Raw genomic sequence first — 14,244 nt, 5'->3', positions numbered from 1 at the left:
CGGTTTCGACGCCATGATTCCTCCCGTCGCTATGGATCCTATATCGAAACGATCATACGTTTTTTTGGCATTGTCTCAAGAGGTCGACATTGAGCGATTACCAAGGTTATAGCACATTGATTTCGCTTGATTTTCCGACTATAAACATACGATCGTTCGCTAGTTTCCCGCTCTTTCTAACGCTCCCGCGAGGGTCCCGATGGCACGCACGATCGGCTCACACGGCCCAACGACGCTGGAGGCGATCCGCAAAGCCGGAACGCGCCTGATCTTCGAGCATGGCTATGAGGCCATGAGCCTGCGCCAGCTCGCCGCCGAGGTCGGCATCCAAGCGGGCTCGCTCTACAACCACATCAGCACCAAACAGGAATTGCTGTTCGACCTGGTGCAGCACCATATCAACGAGCTGCTGCGCCAGCTCGATCTTGCGCTCGACGGCAAGAGCGGTCCTGAGGAAAAAATCCGCGCCTTCGTTGCCTTCCACGTCAGCTATCACATGACGCGCAAGCGCGAGGTCTACATCGCCAATTCCGAGCTGCGCAGCCTGGAGCCGAAGAATTATGTGGCGGTGATCGCCTTGCGCGAGGCTTATGAGCGGCGCCTTGCCGATATCCTCGAGGAAGGTGTTGCGCAGGGCGTCTTCGAATTGGTGGATGTGCAGGTCGCGACCTTTGCGATCCTGGCGATGCTGACCGGGCCCTGCACCTGGTATCGTCCCGGCGGCCGGCTCTCGAAGGAAGCCATCATCGCCACCCATGAAAAGCTGGTGCTATCGGGCATCGCGCCGCAGGCGGCTGCTCCCCCTGCCCGCATCGGCCGCAGGGCAACACGGCGTGTCGCCGCAGGATAGTTCGTTCGTCAAGGTATGAGGCATTCATGACGGAGCTCGACGAGATCGACCGGAAGATTTTGTCCGAGCTTCAGCAGGACGGCCGGCTGCGCTACAACGATCTGGCGCAGCGGGTTGGCATCTCCGCGCCGGCCTGCCTGCGCCGCGTCCGCGCGCTGCGTAGCCGCGGCGTGATCAGGGACGTCCGTGCGAGCCTTGACGAGCGGACGCTCGGTTACGAGGTGGTGTCCTTTGTCCTGATACAGTTGACCAGCCAGAACCAGGCCACGCTGGAGGCGTTCGAGGCATCGATCGCCCGTCTGCCCCTGGTGCAGCAATGCTGGCGCATTTCAGGCGAGGCAGACTTCCTGCTCAAATGCGTGGCAACCGGTGTTCAGGGCATGCACCAGCAGCTCCTGCAGTTCTCGGCGATGGCTGAGGTGCGCACCATCAGGAGCTTTCCGGTGCTCGGCGTCTCCAAGGACGCACCGCTGCCGCTCCCGCTTCCCTAGCCAGACGTACCAACCTTGCGCAGCATGCGGTGGAAGCGCGGCCAATCCTTGCCGAGGAGTTCTGCGACTTCGGCATTGAGCTTTTCCATCGCGGAATCCAGCGGGGCTCGCAGCGCCCGCCCCCGATCGGTCAGGTAGAGATGGTAAATGCGCCGGTCGCTCTCATCGGCGTGGCGCCTGATCAGACCCGAGCGCTCGAGCCGGTCTATGACGCCGGTCATGGTCGCGCTGTCGATCACAAGGCGCGCGCCGAGCTCAGCCGCCGTCTGCGCGTCCTCTTCCCAGAGCACGCATAGCGCGGCGTACTGCACCGGCGTCACATCGTGCTCGGACAGCAATTCCTTGGCGCGCCGTGTCACCCGCTGCTGCGCCTTTCCGAGCAGGAAGCTGATGCAGTCCTCGATCTTGTCCATCGTTCCCTTACAGCCGCCGGGGCGTTCTGGGTTGACGTTTTTCACGCACGCATGTTACTTGTGTACAAGTTACTTGTACAGTGGGGGTTGGTGATGTCGCATCCTGCCGATCGCAATGCCGAGGAAGGCGCGTCCGAGCCGCAACGCTGCGTGGCGGTGATCGATGCGGGGTTGCCACTTGGCAAGGCCGCCAACGCCGCCGCCGTGATGGCCCTGACGATGGGCGCCCGCCACCCTCACCTCGTCGGCGATGCGCTGATCGATGCCGCGGGCAATCCCCATGCGGGACTGATCCCGATCGGAATTCCCGTGCTGGGCGCGCCGAAGGAGGATTTGCCGCGAATCCGGCAGAAGGCGGCCGAGGCGGGAATTGAGATCGTCGACTTCCCCGTGCAGGGACAGGAGACCAACGACTACGGCGAATTCCGGCGCATGATGAGCGGCCTTGCGCCGGATAGCATCGAATATCTCGGGATCATGCTGTTCGGCACGAGGAAGCGGGTCGGCCGCATCGTCGGCAAATATTCGCTGCTACGGGCGCCCTAAGGCCGGCAGGCCCGCCACGGCGCGCCTGCTAGAACGTGATGTTAGTTGGTTGAATCGGCGGCGAGTTCACTTCACCTCTCCCGCTTGCGGGGGAGGTCGGCGCATAGCGCCGGGTGGGGGCTCTCTCCCCACGGTCGAACAGTGTGAATCGCGGAAACACCCCCACCCCGCCCTCCCCCGCAAGCGGCAGAGGGAGCACAGCATCCCTTGCGGATGCCACTCAACCTGATCTTACAGGCTTTAGTGCGTCCAGGGCTCGCCGCGGCGGAACGAGAAATTGTCGGCATAGGCGATCTGCCGGTGCAGGGATTCCTTCGGCTCGAGCACCTGATAGGGGATGCCCTTGCGTTCGCAATAGGCGATCGCCTCTTCCTTGGTCTGGAAGCGCAGCGTGAGCTGCTGCTTCATGTCGCCGGACGAGGTCCAACCCATCAGGGGTTCAACCATCCGCGGCTGTTCCGGCTCGTAATCGAGCTGCCATTCCCTGGTCTTGGCACGCCCCGATTGCATCGCGTTTTTGGCGGGCTTAAAAATGCGAGCTGTCGTCATGGATCGTCGAACCTTCGGGAATTGTGCGACATGGAGCGTGTGGAGGGAACGCCTGGGATAGTATAGAGACACCTTTCACGGATGTGATGGGTGATTCCTGAACCCGGATGTTACCTTCCCGTTCGGTATAGCCATTCTACCGCGCTGTGACAATCTGGCCGCGGATGGGCTCGAATGTCTCGCGGCGCGGCCTTCTCGAAAGCATCACTTCGAAGCGGGACCCATGAAAATCAACGCCACCCTGCCCGAAAAGGGACGCGATCTCCGGCTCGACCTGTTTCGCGGGGTCGCGAACTGGGCGATTTATCTCGATCATATCCCCGACAATGTGGTGAATTGGATCACCACGCGGAATTATGGCTTCAGCGACGCCGCCGACCTGTTCGTCTTCATCTCCGGCTATACCGCCTCGTTCGTCTACGCCCGGATGATGCTGGAGCGCGGCTTCGTCGTCGGCGCGACCCGGCTGACCAAGCGCGTCTGGCAACTCTACGTCGCCCACATCATCCTGTTTGTGATCTACATCGCTGCAATCAGCTACCTGGCGTTGCGTTTCGGCGATTCCAACCTGATCAACGAATTCAACGTCGCCGGCCTCGTCGACAACGCGACCGAGACCCTGCGCCAGGGCCTGTTCCTTAAGTTCAAGCCGGTCAACCTCGACGTGCTGCCGCTCTACATCGTGCTGATGGGCCTGTTCCCGCCGGTGCTCTGGTTCATGCTGCGGCAACCGAACCTGACCATGCTCGCCTCGATCGCGCTGTGGCTGGTGTCGCGCCAGGTGGGATGGAACCTGCCGGCCTATCCGGCCGGCGTCTGGTACTTCAACCCGTTCGCCTGGCAGGTTCTGTTCGTGTTCGGCGCCTGGTGCGCACTCGGCGGCGCGCGGCAGAATGCCAACATCATCAACTCGCCCTACACGCTCTGGTTCTGCGTCGCCTATATGATCTTCGCGCTGATCATGACCATGGCCGGCCGCTTCCCGGATTTCGGCGCCATGTTCCCGGACTGGCTCTATTCGGCCTTCAACCCGAACGACAAGACCAACCTCGCGCCTTACCGCTTTATCCACTTCGCGGTGATCGTCATCCTCGTGATCCGCTTCATCCCGAAGGATTGGGCGGCACTGGAATGGAAGGTGTTCGATCCGCTGATCGTCTGTGGCCAGCAGTCGCTCGCGGTGTTCTGTGTCGGCGTGTTCCTGTCCTTTGTCGGGCACTTCGAGCTGTCGATGAGCTCTGGCTCGCTGCTCGCGCAGATCTTCGTCAGCGTCACCGGCATCGCGATCATGACGATCGTGGCCTACTACATCTCCTGGTCGAAACGGCAGGACAAGCCGCTGCCGAAGACGCCACCGACCCCGGCGAAGGCGACGTAGCGCCATCTTCTCCCTCTCCCCCGTTCTTCACGGGGCCGGGACGAGCAGGTCTCGCCCTGAGAGGGTTGGGGTGAGGGGCTGCTTCCGCAAAAACGGTGAGAGTCTGACTCGCGGAGACCCCCTCACCCGGATCGCACTTACGATGCGATCCGACCTCTCCCCGCAAGCGGGGCGAGGTAATCTCAACTCGGCGGCGGGGCAGTCGAGGCGACGATGCTGGCGACATCGCCATAGGTCCTGACCAGCGGCGCGACGACCTTGTGCATCCGGCCCTTCGACACGATCGTGTCGTGCAGGATCAGGTTGTCGACCCCTGTGGCGAGGAAGCAGTTCACGGCGTCCTCCGGCGTCTCGATGATCGGCTCGCCCTTGACGTTGAAGGAGGTGTTGATCAACACCGGCACCCCGGTCAGCGCCTCGAACTCCTTCAGGAGCCGGTAGAGCCTCGGATTGGTCGCCTCGCGCACAGTCTGCACGCGCGCCGAGCCGTCGACATGGACGATGGCCGGAATCTTGTCGCGCCACTCGGGACGGACCGGCTTGGCGATCAGCATGAACGGCGAATCCTCCTCACCTTCGAAGATCTCCGTCATCCGCTCGGCCAGCACCAGCGGCGCAAACGGGCGGAACGCCTGCCGGTGTTTGACGCGGCTGTTGAGGATATCCTTCATCTCAGCCCGGCGCGGATCGGCGATCAGGCTGCGATTGCCGAGCGCGCGCGGCCCGAACTCGGACGGCCCCTGGAACCAGCCGATCACGCGCTGGTCGGCGAGCAGCTTGGCGGTATCGCGGCAGATATCGTCGCTGCGCCTGGCGTCCACCTGCACACGCACCAGGAACTTCTGCAACGCGGCCGCGACCTCCGCCTCGCTATAGGGCCTGCCGACGAAAGCGTGCTCCATCACGAAGTTGCGCCGCTGTTTCAGGATCTCGAGCCAGCCGTAATAAGCGCAGCCGATCGCGGTGCCGTCATCGCCCGCCGCCGGCTGGATCCAGACGTTCTCGAAGCCGGCTTCCCGCGCAATCCGTCCGTTGGCCACGCAATTCAGCGCGACGCCGCCGGCGATGCAGAGGTTCTTGGCGCCCGTGGTCTCGCGCAGCCAGCGCGCGCGGGCGAGCAGCACGTTCTCGGTGTCGTCCTGCACGCGCCAGGCGATGTCCTCCCAGTGACGCATCGCCGGGCTCTTCTCCCAACTGCCGCTGTCGAGCAGATAGGGTTGATTGAATTCGCTGGTCCATGGCGGCACGTGCAACTTGCCGTCGCTCATGTCGATGAGATGCTTGACCTGCTCGCGACGGCCGTAGGGTGCAAGGCCCATCAATTCGCCGCACTTGTTCCAGTCGCCGAACACGTAGGACGAGACGCGGCTATAGAGCGCGCCGAGGCCCGGCATGTTGTAGAACTCGTCGCTGAGCATGCCGCGCGAAGGCTCCATGAAGACCTTCTTCAGGCACTCCAGCTTCTCGCCCTCGAACCGGTAGTAGCTTTCGGATTCGCGCGCCAGCGGCGACGCCGCATCCGCATTCGGATACTGCTCCATGACGTCGGACTGATAGTTGCCGACGCCGTCGACCACCATCACCGCACCCTCATCGAACGGCGACACCGCAAATGCGCTGTAGGCATGCGCCAGATGGTGGGAGAGCGATACCACCTTGCCCGAGGTCGAACGAAACAGCGGATGTTTGGACGCTTCCTGCCGCTCGGGATACGGAAGAAAGCCGGCCATGTCCTGATAGATCAGCCGCTCTTCCAGCTCCGGCACCGGCAGGATGTAGCAATTGCTGACAACCAGATCGACATCATCGAGCGTGATGCCCTCGGCCTTGAGGCAATAGTCGATCGCCTCCTTGTAGAATCCGGACGCGTGCTTCTCGCGCGTGATCCGCTCCTTGGCGATCGCAAAGGCGATCGCGCCGTCGCGCAACAGGCAGGCGCTGACGTCATGATCGTAGGTGTTGAGGCCGAGGACGTAGGTGTGCTGCTTGGGCATGGGGACTCGTCAGGCGGGAATCATCGCGTGGCTTAGGATACGCGATCGTGTCGACATCAAGTTCTCTGCGGGATTTTGTCGAAATCTTTTTCGCCATGGTCCGGCGGCGCACAAATCATTGGATACGACGAAGATGAACAAGATGAACGGCGGATGAACGGCAAGACAAACGATGCATTTCTGCAAGCGGGACTATAACTTGACCTCCCCCGACCCGCCCAATAGAGTTTTTGCGAAGCGCAAGAACGTTCGACAAAATTTTGTCTTAGTGCATCTGAACTAGTGGCTGTCTCAAACGTCTAAGCAAGACAGTTCGGATTGTTTGGATGTCTGGAAGTGACCGGGAGATTACTGAATGGTTAAACGCTACAATTTCCTGACGCGCTGCCTTGCCGCGGTGGCATTGCTGTTCGTCTATGTCGCCAGCACCTCGGCGATTCTGGTCGGCGCGACCACCTCGTCGGCGCAGGCGCAGTATCGCGGACGCGGCGGTTGGGGTCGCGGTCGCGGCGGATGGGGTTATCGCGGCGGTTATCGGCGTGGCTGGTATCCCCGCGGCTACGGCTACTACGGCGGCTATGGTGGCCCGCGCTGCTGGTGGACCCCGCGCGGCGTTCGCGTCTGCAGGTAGTGGCGTTAGCCCGACGCTACTGCACTAGATCAAAGGAAAAATCAGGTGCGTCGGAAACGGCGCACCTGATTTTCTTTTGGCAAGAGAGCTCTCGCGGCTCAGCTCTCGAGGATCGCGACCGCCCGCGTCCAGCCAGCGGAAGCGCGCTCGATCTTCACCGGGAAGCACGACACCATGAAGCCGGTCGAGGGCAACAGTTCGAGATTGTGCAGCTTCTCGAGGTGGCAATAGCCGATGTGGCGGCCGGCCTTGTGGCCTTCCCAGATCAGGCTGGCATCCCTCGTCTCGGCATACTTCTTCGCGGTGTAGACGAACGGCGCATCCCAGCTCCAGCCGTCGGTGCCGGTCAGCCGCACGCCGCGCTCCAACAGATACATCGTCGCCTCATAGCCCATGCCGCAGCCGGAGACGACATAATCCGGCCGGCCGAATTTTGCGCCGGCGCTGGTGTTGACGACGACGATCTCGAGCGGCTTGAGCGTATGGCCGATGCGGATGAGCTCCTCCTCGACATCCTTGGCGCTCGCGACATAGCCGTCCGGTAGATGCCGGAAGTCGAGCTTGACGGCCGGCTGGAAACACCATTCCAGCGGCACTTCGTCGATGGTCCAGGAGCGCTCGCCGCGGTTCATCGTCGGATGGAAGTGCCAGGGCGCATCGAGATGCGTGCCGTTATGGGTGGAGAGATTGACCTGCTCGACCGCCCAGCCCTGCCCGTCCGGTAGATCTTCCGCTCGTAACCCCTGGAAGAATTCCAGCATCCGCGGCAGGCCCTGCTGGTGGTCGATATACTGGATGGTCGGATGGTTGCCCGGCGGATCGGCCGGCACGTCGTTCTGCAGGGGGACGGAGATGTCGATCAGTTTGCGCGCCATGGTCTGTCCTCTCGGGTTTCCTCGATGAAATTCTGGATCAGTACAACGATCCCTGCAACGTCAGCAGAAATCTCGTAGTCCGGGTGGAGCGCAGCGCAATCCGGGCTACGGACACACACGGCGGGCCTTTTACCAATGGTTAGCCTTACCGATGTTGCCACAGGAACGTCATTCACCAGCCTTCATTGACCTGCAAGGAGTGCGGATGACGAACGAGCTCGACAAGATCGACCGGACGCTCGACGAAATGCTGGTGAACCTGGGCGCCATCGTGCTCAAGCTCGCCTCGGTGTCGAAGACCGCGGCGGAGCGGCGGGCGCTGGCTCAATCCGTCCATCAGTACACGGTCTGCGCCGAGCGATCGAGCGACCCCCGAGTCCAGCGCCTGCGGGTGGAACTCGAAGCGACCCTCCAGCCTCCGCTGAAACTGATCTCCAGCCGGTAGCGCCGACGCATCCTACCGGGCTTGGGGCGCACGCCTCTGCTCAAAAGCGCGGCATCGCAGTTTTGTCAAACGCCGCCGCCACAATTTGGCATTTCGTGCGCCGGAACGGCGCCGATCCGCGCTCGTTGTCGTCGAACAGATGGCGCGGCTGGCGCATGCGCATGGCGCCAGATCGATGATGGCTGGATGCGGTTGATTTGGCTCAACACCCGTACCGCGCAGAAATGGACAGTGGCGCGTCCAGCAAAAGCCGTCACGATTGGCAATCGTCGCCAGGAAAACAACGAGGCGTTCAATGCAAGATGCAGGCAGCACGTCCGCCGTTCTCGATAGCGCCGAACTCGATCTGCTTGATCGGTACTGGCGCGCCGCCAATTACCTCTCGGTCGGCCAGATCTATCTGCTCGACAATCCCCTGCTCCGTGAGCCGCTTCGCAAGGAACATATCAAGCCGCGACTGCTCGGCCATTGGGGTACGACGCCCGGTTTGAATTTCGTCTATGCCCATCTCAATCGCGTGATCAAACACCGCGATCTCGACGTCATCTATATCTGCGGCCCCGGTCATGGCGGCCCCGGCATGGTCGCCAATACCTATCTCGAAGGCAGCTACACCGAGATCTATCCCAGCATCACGCGCGACGTCGACGGCCTGCGCAAGCTGTTTCGGCAGTTCTCTTTTCCCGGAGGCGTCCCGAGCCACGCCGCGCCGGAGACACCTGGCTCGATCCATGAAGGCGGCGAACTCGGCTATGCACTCGCTCATGCCTATGGCGCGGCATTCGACAATCCCGATCTTCTGGTTGCCTGCGTCATCGGCGACGGCGAAGCCGAGACCGGCCCGCTCGCCGCCTCCTGGCATTCGAACAAGTTTCTCAACCCTGCGCGCGACGGCGCGGTGCTCCCGATCCTGCATCTGAACGGCTACAAGATCGCCAACCCGACCGTGCTCGGGCGGATGAGCGACGAGGAAATCCGCCATCTGTTCCTGGGCTTCGGCCATGAGCCGATGTTCGTCGAGGGCGAGGATCCCGCGACAATGCACCGGCAGATGGCTGCCACGCTGGATGCGGCGACCGATCGCATCCGCGCCATCCAGCAGGCCGCGCGAGGCGTATCGCCATCACAAGAGCGGCCACGATGGCCGATGATCGTGCTGCGCAGCCCAAAGGGCTGGACCGGACCCAAGGAAGTCGACGGCCTCAGGGTGGAAGGGTTCTGGCGCGCGCACCAGGTGCCGATTGCCGAAGTCCGCAGCAATCCAGGCCATCTCGCGATACTGGAGCGATGGATGCGCGGCTACCAGCCGGAAACGCTGTTCGACGAGCAAGGCAGGCTGGTTCCGGAATTGCAGAAACTGGCGCCGAACGGCGCGCGGCGGATGGGCGCCAATCCGCATGCCAATGGCGGCACGCTCAGGCGCGAACTGGAATTGCCCGACTATCGCAACTACGCGATCGAGATCACGACGCCCGGGGGCGTGATCGATGAAGCAACGCGCACAATGGGCAAATTCCTGCGCGACGTCATGAAGCGCAACGAAAGCACGCGCAATTTCCGCATCATGGGTCCGGACGAGACCGCCTCCAACCGGCTCGATGCCGTGTTCGAAGCGACCGATCGGGTCTGGATGGAGGAGATCGAGCCCTACGACGTCCATTTGTCCCGGGACGGCCGGGTGATGGAGGTCTTGAGCGAGCATCTCTGCCAGGGATGGCTCGAGGGTTATCTGCTCACCGGGCGACACGGATTGTTCTCCTGCTACGAGGCTTTCATCCACATCGTCGATTCCATGTTCAATCAGCACGCCAAATGGCTGAAGGTCTCCCGCGGCCTGCCCTGGCGGCGCCCGATCGCCTCGCTGAACTATCTGCTGACCTCACATGTCTGGCGGCAGGATCACAACGGCTTCAGCCACCAGGATCCGGGCTTCGTCGATCTCGTTGCCAACAAGAAGGCGGACATCGTACGCGTCTACTTCCCGCCGGATTCCAACTCGCTGCTATGGATCACCGACCATTGCCTGCGCACCTACGACCGGATCAACGTCATCGTGGCCGGCAAGCAGCCAGCGCCGCAATGGCTGACGATCAAGGAGGCCGCAGTTCATTGCGAGGCCGGAATCAGCGCGTGGTCGTGGGCCGGAACGGAAACACCGGACAACGACGTCGACGTGGTGATGGCCTGCGCCGGCGATGTGCCGACGCTGGAGACACTCGCCGCTGTCGACATTCTCCGCAAGCAGATCCCCAAGCTCAAGATCAGGGTCGTCAACGTCGTCGACCTCATGGCCCTGCAGCCGCGCGAGCAGCATCCGCATGGCCTCACCGACCGCGACTTCGACACCCTGTTCACCCGCGACAAGCCGGTGATCTTCGCCTATCACGGCTATCCCTATCTGATCCACCGCCTCACCTATGCGCGCACCAACCACTCCGGCATCCATGTGCGCGGCTTCAAGGAAGAGGGAACGACGACGACGCCATTCGACATGGTCGTGCTCAACGAGCTCGACCGCTTCCACCTGGCGATCGAGGTCATCAACCGCGTGCCGGGACTTGCGGCCTCCGCAGCGGCCGTCAAGCAGCATTGCCTCGACCGCCTGATCGAGCACGGCAAATATGTCCGCGAGCACGGCGAGGACATGCCCGATATCCGCGACTGGTCCTGGCCATATGGCACTGCGGCAAACGCCGGCGACTGATCTCCGATCACAAGCGTTGAGGCTGAAGAAGATGCCAAACGCCCTCCTCGTCCTCAATGCGGGATCGTCCACGATCAAGCTGGCGCTGTTTGCGAGCGGCGGCTCAGGCGATCCCGCACTGCTGTGCAAGGGCATGCTCGACCATCATCAGCATCAGCCGCAGATGGTCGTGAAGGACCTGCACGGCAACGTGCTGTTCGAGCGGCACGCCGCGGCGGAAGCGGACGACGAGAGCTTCTTCTCGGATCTGTTGCACTGGCTCGACGAATTCCTCGCCGGCGGAACTCTCGTCGCGGTCGGTCACCGCGTCGTCCATGGCGGCCTGAAATTCTTTGCGCCGGTGCAGGTGACGCCGGCCATCCTGCAGGCGCTGCGCGAGCTCACCCCGCTCGCGCCCTTGCACCAGCCGGCCTGTCTGGCGCCGATCGAGGCGATGCAGAAGCTGCGGCCGGACCTGCCGCAGGTGGCCTGCTTCGATACCGCCTTTCACCACAGCGTCGCGCCGCCCATGAGCCGCTTTGCGCTGCCGCGGCATTTCGAACAGGAAGGCGTGCGCCGCTACGGCTTTCACGGGCTCTCCTACGAGTTCATCGCCCGCCGCCTGCGCGAGATCGCGCCGGATCTGGCGACGGGACGGGTCGTGACCGCCCATCTCGGCAGCGGCGCCAGCCTGTGCGCCATGCGCAACGGGCGCAGCATCGACACGACGATGAGCTTCACCACGCTGGACGGGCTGATGATGGGCACGCGCTGCGGGGCGATCGATCCCGGCCTGCCCCTCTACCTGCAGCAGCAGCGTGGGCTCTCGGCCGACGAGATCGAGCACGTGCTCTATTACGAGTCCGGACTGCTCGGCGTGTCCGGGATCAGCGCCGACGTGCGCGTGCTCACCACGAGCGACGATCCGCGTGCCGCCGAGGCGCTCGAACTGTTCGCCTTCCGCGCGGGGGCGGCAATCGCCGCGATGACCCACAGCTTGGGCGGCCTGGATGCGATCGTCTTCACCGCCGGGATCGGCGAGAACAGCCCCGAGGTGCGGAAGCGCATCTGCGCCGGCCTTGGCTGGCTCGGCGTGGAGATCGATGATCGCGCCAACAGCGCCAATGAACTCAGGATCGGTGCGAAGACGGCGCGCGTTGCAACCCTGGTAGTCCCGACCGATGAGGAAGCGGCTATCGCCGCTCACAGCCAGGCCTTGATTACAAATCGTTGAGAATGACGAACGGCATTGCCGTCGCTCTCACGGCCGCGATCCGGCGGGACGGTTCGCGCCAAAGGATTTGATGAGCGAGACCGCATTCGCGCGGCACCACAACACCTACTTCACTTCTACTGGCGCCGGCCGGACGGGCTGGCTCAGCCGTCTCGCGAAGACAGGAGTCTCGCCATGAAGAAACTATCCCTGCTCTGCATCGCCCTCGCCGTCGGCCTTTCGACCACCGCAGCATTCGCACGCGGCGGCGGAGGCGGCATGGGACACGGTATGGGTGGCATGGGGATGCACGGAGGCATGCCCATGAGCAGCGGCCTGCCCACCAGCGGGGGCCTGCCGGTGACCGGCGGCGCTTTCGGAACCAGCCCCACCACGCCCGGCACCAACTCGCTCGGAACCGCACTTTCCTCCGAAGGCATCGCCAACGGTCCCCAGAAAGGCCCGCTGCTTGGCACCGATCCCTCGCTCGATCGCGAGGACGCCAAAGTCGACAAGATGATCGGATCGATCTGCCGCGGATGCTGAAGCGGCAGCAAAAGCACCTCGCGGCCGGATGTTAAGGTTGATCGGTTAGGTTAAGATCAGGCTTGTCTTGAGCTTGGTGGCCGCGATGGTAAGCGAGTTTACCGTACCAGATTTCCGGCTTATGACCCGACCGGGCTAAATCGAGCTTTCTTTCCGACAGCCAGGATTGCAGGTGACATCATGTGGAACGGCCGCAAGAACGCACTTATTGGGCTCAGCGCGCTGTTCGCATTCGTCCTGCTTGAATTGTGCGCGGCAATCGCTGCGATCGGCGCGGTGCTCGAATTGGCCATCGGCATCGACGTGCCGGTTCTGCCGTTCCTCACGTCAAACGACTAAGGGAGTTGCGCGCTCGCCTGAAGAGAGTGAATGGCTAGGGTGTGTTCTCACAAAGGTTAGATGTCAGCCTCTGAGAGTACTAGGACCAGCTTCACGGGTGAAATGAATTGCGACACACGGTTCTTTGCTAAACGAACGTCCTGACAGCCACAGGTCTGAGTTTGCCCCGAGGCGGCCATCCCCCGGAAACCATGTGATTTGCACTATGTTCTTTAATCGGAGCGAAAGGGTGCTTACGTATTCGTAATGCTACTAACGAGGCGCGCAAGTTATGCCGAAATGGCTTGTCGTAATTGTTGGCCTTGTCGCCACCGCGGCCTGCATTCCTGAAGTTCGCAACAGGGTGATCAATTCGCTTAAGATGCACCCTGCGCTCGTCGGTCCTGCTCTGACGTTGCTGGCAATAGCGGCAGTCTTGTATCTATTCATAGATCCTATCACGGTCCTGTTTATCGCGGCGATCGCACTTGTCGCCGGTTTGGCCGCACTTCTTGACCCAAAGACATACTCCCGAAAGCCGCCAGCTTAGGTCAGGCGAGAAGATAAGCTAGGGAGGCTCTCGCAGGCCTTCCGACATCAACTGCTTGTCGGCAATTGGCACGTAAAGTTGGATGTTGATCGGTCGCCGTCGTCATAGCTAGCCTGTTGATCGTGCCTCTTAGAAAGAAACCTCATGGCACCACCCCGCATCACCTTAAGTTTGGCTGCCGATGGTCTGTTTGAGATGTGGCTCAATCCCGAGGGGCGTGACCTCCTCGTCCAGAAGCTGCAAGCGCTTACATGCGAGAACGAGCACTTTCATCTAGGCCCTGCGCCTGTTGGAGAACTTGAAGTCGCCACTAAAGCCTATCACGAAGGCGATCGCGTGCTTGAGTGGGGAAAGGTTTACCTTCGGACCGACGAGTGGGATGAAAAGTACTTTCCTCACGTCCTCAAGTGAGGCGAACGCGCATCGATCGATGGCTGTCGCGAACGGTGCGACTTCCGCTTCTGGCCCCTCGGTGAGGTCTGCTACCGCGGCGCTATCAGGGGCCCAGCGGACCTCACACGCTCCCTGATCTCCAGCGCGATGCCCACTCCACCCTGAAGGGAGTGGACCGATGGCTGGCTGGCGGCTAGAGTTCGCGGTCCGTTGTCTATGGCCCCTCGTCGGTGCCAAGGGCGCATTTCTACCTCCCCGTTATGAGGGGATCTGCGGTTGAGCCTCACGACTGGAGCTATGGCGGAATCTGGGTGATGACGGCCTGAGAAGGGCGGCGTATCGAGGCGGGTAACCAGCCAGCCAGAACCT

The 14,244-nt window shown here is 62.2% G+C and carries 16 protein-coding genes; 11 read left to right on the top strand and 5 right to left on the bottom strand.

Translation table 11 applies throughout. The features are described 5' to 3' along the window. The first annotated feature begins 199 nt into the window (after positions 1-199). Together ACZXDY_RS07385 and ACZXDY_RS07380 are read left to right on the top strand one after the other, a co-directional pair. Complete coding sequence (locus ACZXDY_RS07385; protein WP_464345010.1) at positions 200-850, top strand: TetR/AcrR family transcriptional regulator; 651 nt, start codon at positions 200-202, stop codon at positions 848-850. Positions 851-876: 26 nt separating this feature from the next. After that, positions 877-1,341 carry an Lrp/AsnC family transcriptional regulator gene (locus ACZXDY_RS07380; protein WP_028166805.1) on the top strand — a complete coding sequence of 155 codons (465 nt, stop codon included), beginning with the start codon at positions 877-879 and terminating at the stop codon, positions 1,339-1,341. On the opposite strand, the gene ACZXDY_RS07375 is transcribed toward ACZXDY_RS07380, so the two are convergent. After that, complete coding sequence (locus ACZXDY_RS07375; protein WP_464345009.1) at positions 1,338-1,754, bottom strand: MarR family winged helix-turn-helix transcriptional regulator; 417 nt, start codon at positions 1,752-1,754, stop codon at positions 1,338-1,340. The genes ACZXDY_RS07380 and ACZXDY_RS07375 overlap by 4 nt on opposite strands. 93 nt (positions 1,755-1,847) lie before the next feature. On the opposite strand from ACZXDY_RS07375, the gene ACZXDY_RS07370 reads away from it, so the two are divergent. Continuing rightward, the gene (locus ACZXDY_RS07370; RefSeq protein ID WP_456641585.1) at positions 1,848-2,300 is read left to right on the top strand and encodes a DUF2000 domain-containing protein; all 453 of its coding nucleotides are present in this window, start codon (positions 1,848-1,850) and stop codon (positions 2,298-2,300) included. Positions 2,301-2,540: 240 nt separating this feature from the next. Here ACZXDY_RS07370 and ACZXDY_RS07365 read toward each other — a convergent pair whose 3' ends face one another. Beyond that, positions 2,541-2,849 carry an ETC complex I subunit gene (locus ACZXDY_RS07365; protein ID WP_035691450.1) on the bottom strand — a complete coding sequence of 103 codons (309 nt, stop codon included), beginning with the start codon at positions 2,847-2,849 and terminating at the stop codon, positions 2,541-2,543. A 223-nt stretch (positions 2,850-3,072) separates the two neighbouring features. On the opposite strand from ACZXDY_RS07365, the gene ACZXDY_RS07360 reads away from it, so the two are divergent. Beyond that, a complete protein-coding gene (locus ACZXDY_RS07360; RefSeq protein ID WP_028166802.1) occupies positions 3,073-4,227 on the top strand; it encodes an OpgC domain-containing protein in 1,155 nt (384 codons plus the stop codon). A 182-nt stretch (positions 4,228-4,409) separates the two neighbouring features. Here the strand turns inward: ACZXDY_RS07360 and ACZXDY_RS07355 are convergent, their stop codons facing one another. After that, positions 4,410-6,221, bottom strand: coding sequence for a carbamoyltransferase family protein (locus ACZXDY_RS07355; RefSeq protein ID WP_464345008.1), 1,812 nt, complete (start codon positions 6,219-6,221; stop codon positions 4,410-4,412). A gap of 355 nt (positions 6,222-6,576) precedes the next feature. Between ACZXDY_RS07355 and ACZXDY_RS07350 the strand changes: the two genes are divergently transcribed. Further along, positions 6,577-6,852 carry a hypothetical protein gene (locus tag ACZXDY_RS07350; RefSeq protein WP_130225706.1) on the top strand — a complete coding sequence of 92 codons (276 nt, stop codon included), beginning with the start codon at positions 6,577-6,579 and terminating at the stop codon, positions 6,850-6,852. 98 nt (positions 6,853-6,950) lie between these two features. Here the strand turns inward: ACZXDY_RS07350 and ACZXDY_RS07345 are convergent, their stop codons facing one another. Beyond that, positions 6,951-7,727, bottom strand: a complete 777-nt coding sequence (locus ACZXDY_RS07345) for a cyclase family protein (protein ID WP_028166799.1) — start codon at positions 7,725-7,727, stop codon at positions 6,951-6,953. Between the two features lie 205 nt (positions 7,728-7,932). Between ACZXDY_RS07345 and ACZXDY_RS07340 the strand changes: the two genes are divergently transcribed. Then, positions 7,933-8,172 carry a hypothetical protein gene (locus tag ACZXDY_RS07340; RefSeq protein WP_130225705.1) on the top strand — a complete coding sequence of 80 codons (240 nt, stop codon included), beginning with the start codon at positions 7,933-7,935 and terminating at the stop codon, positions 8,170-8,172. Positions 8,173-8,212: 40 nt separating this feature from the next. Here the strand turns inward: ACZXDY_RS07340 and ACZXDY_RS07335 are convergent, their stop codons facing one another. Continuing rightward, on the bottom strand, positions 8,213-8,335 hold the full coding sequence (locus ACZXDY_RS07335) for a hypothetical protein (protein ID WP_464345007.1): 123 nt from the start codon (positions 8,333-8,335) through the stop codon (positions 8,213-8,215). A gap of 132 nt (positions 8,336-8,467) precedes the next feature. Between ACZXDY_RS07335 and ACZXDY_RS07330 the strand changes: the two genes are divergently transcribed. The 5 genes from ACZXDY_RS07330 (at position 8,468) to ACZXDY_RS07310 (ending at position 13,893) form a co-directional block, all read left to right on the top strand. Then, positions 8,468-10,876, top strand: coding sequence for a phosphoketolase family protein (locus tag ACZXDY_RS07330; RefSeq protein ID WP_464345006.1), 2,409 nt, complete (start codon positions 8,468-8,470; stop codon positions 10,874-10,876). A gap of 31 nt (positions 10,877-10,907) precedes the next feature. After that, positions 10,908-12,089, top strand: coding sequence for an acetate/propionate family kinase (locus tag ACZXDY_RS07325; protein WP_464345005.1), 1,182 nt, complete (start codon positions 10,908-10,910; stop codon positions 12,087-12,089). Positions 12,090-12,263: 174 nt separating this feature from the next. After that, positions 12,264-12,614 (top strand): hypothetical protein, encoded by a 351-nt coding sequence (locus tag ACZXDY_RS07320; RefSeq protein WP_028166795.1) that lies wholly within the window; start codon positions 12,264-12,266, stop codon positions 12,612-12,614. A gap of 180 nt (positions 12,615-12,794) precedes the next feature. Then, complete coding sequence (locus ACZXDY_RS07315) at positions 12,795-12,953, top strand: hypothetical protein (RefSeq protein WP_155255395.1); 159 nt, start codon at positions 12,795-12,797, stop codon at positions 12,951-12,953. 673 nt (positions 12,954-13,626) lie between these two features. Continuing rightward, complete coding sequence (locus ACZXDY_RS07310; protein ID WP_464345004.1) at positions 13,627-13,893, top strand: hypothetical protein; 267 nt, start codon at positions 13,627-13,629, stop codon at positions 13,891-13,893. The last annotated feature ends 351 nt before the right edge of the window (positions 13,894-14,244 follow it).

This window comes from Bradyrhizobium sp. LeoB3, assembly GCF_055456055.1.
This window is presented reverse-complemented; position numbering and strand designations above follow the sequence as displayed.

Bases quoted from the DNA above. Each gene is read 5' to 3' on its own strand.
- ACZXDY_RS07345 (WP_028166799.1), bottom strand. From the start codon at position 7,727: ATGGCGCGCAAACTGATCGACATCTCCGTCCCCCTGCAGAACGACGTG.
- ACZXDY_RS07340 (WP_130225705.1), top strand. From the start codon at position 7,933: ATGACGAACGAGCTCGACAAGATCGACCGGACGCTCGACGAAATGCTG.
- ACZXDY_RS07385 (WP_464345010.1), top strand. From the start codon at position 200: ATGGCACGCACGATCGGCTCACACGGCCCAACGACGCTGGAGGCGATC.
- ACZXDY_RS07375 (WP_464345009.1), bottom strand. From the start codon at position 1,754: ATGGACAAGATCGAGGACTGCATCAGCTTCCTGCTCGGAAAGGCGCAG.
- ACZXDY_RS07310 (WP_464345004.1), top strand. From the start codon at position 13,627: ATGGCACCACCCCGCATCACCTTAAGTTTGGCTGCCGATGGTCTGTTT.
- ACZXDY_RS07360 (WP_028166802.1), top strand. From the start codon at position 3,073: ATGAAAATCAACGCCACCCTGCCCGAAAAGGGACGCGATCTCCGGCTC.
- ACZXDY_RS07330 (WP_464345006.1), top strand. From the start codon at position 8,468: ATGCAAGATGCAGGCAGCACGTCCGCCGTTCTCGATAGCGCCGAACTC.
- ACZXDY_RS07350 (WP_130225706.1), top strand. From the start codon at position 6,577: ATGGTTAAACGCTACAATTTCCTGACGCGCTGCCTTGCCGCGGTGGCA.
- ACZXDY_RS07320 (WP_028166795.1), top strand. From the start codon at position 12,264: ATGAAGAAACTATCCCTGCTCTGCATCGCCCTCGCCGTCGGCCTTTCG.
- ACZXDY_RS07315 (WP_155255395.1), top strand. From the start codon at position 12,795: ATGTGGAACGGCCGCAAGAACGCACTTATTGGGCTCAGCGCGCTGTTC.
- ACZXDY_RS07325 (WP_464345005.1), top strand. From the start codon at position 10,908: ATGCCAAACGCCCTCCTCGTCCTCAATGCGGGATCGTCCACGATCAAG.
- ACZXDY_RS07335 (WP_464345007.1), bottom strand. From the start codon at position 8,335: ATGCGCATGCGCCAGCCGCGCCATCTGTTCGACGACAACGAGCGCGGA.
- ACZXDY_RS07370 (WP_456641585.1), top strand. From the start codon at position 1,848: ATGTCGCATCCTGCCGATCGCAATGCCGAGGAAGGCGCGTCCGAGCCG.
- ACZXDY_RS07355 (WP_464345008.1), bottom strand. From the start codon at position 6,221: ATGCCCAAGCAGCACACCTACGTCCTCGGCCTCAACACCTACGATCAT.
- ACZXDY_RS07380 (WP_028166805.1), top strand. From the start codon at position 877: ATGACGGAGCTCGACGAGATCGACCGGAAGATTTTGTCCGAGCTTCAG.
- ACZXDY_RS07365 (WP_035691450.1), bottom strand. From the start codon at position 2,849: ATGACGACAGCTCGCATTTTTAAGCCCGCCAAAAACGCGATGCAATCG.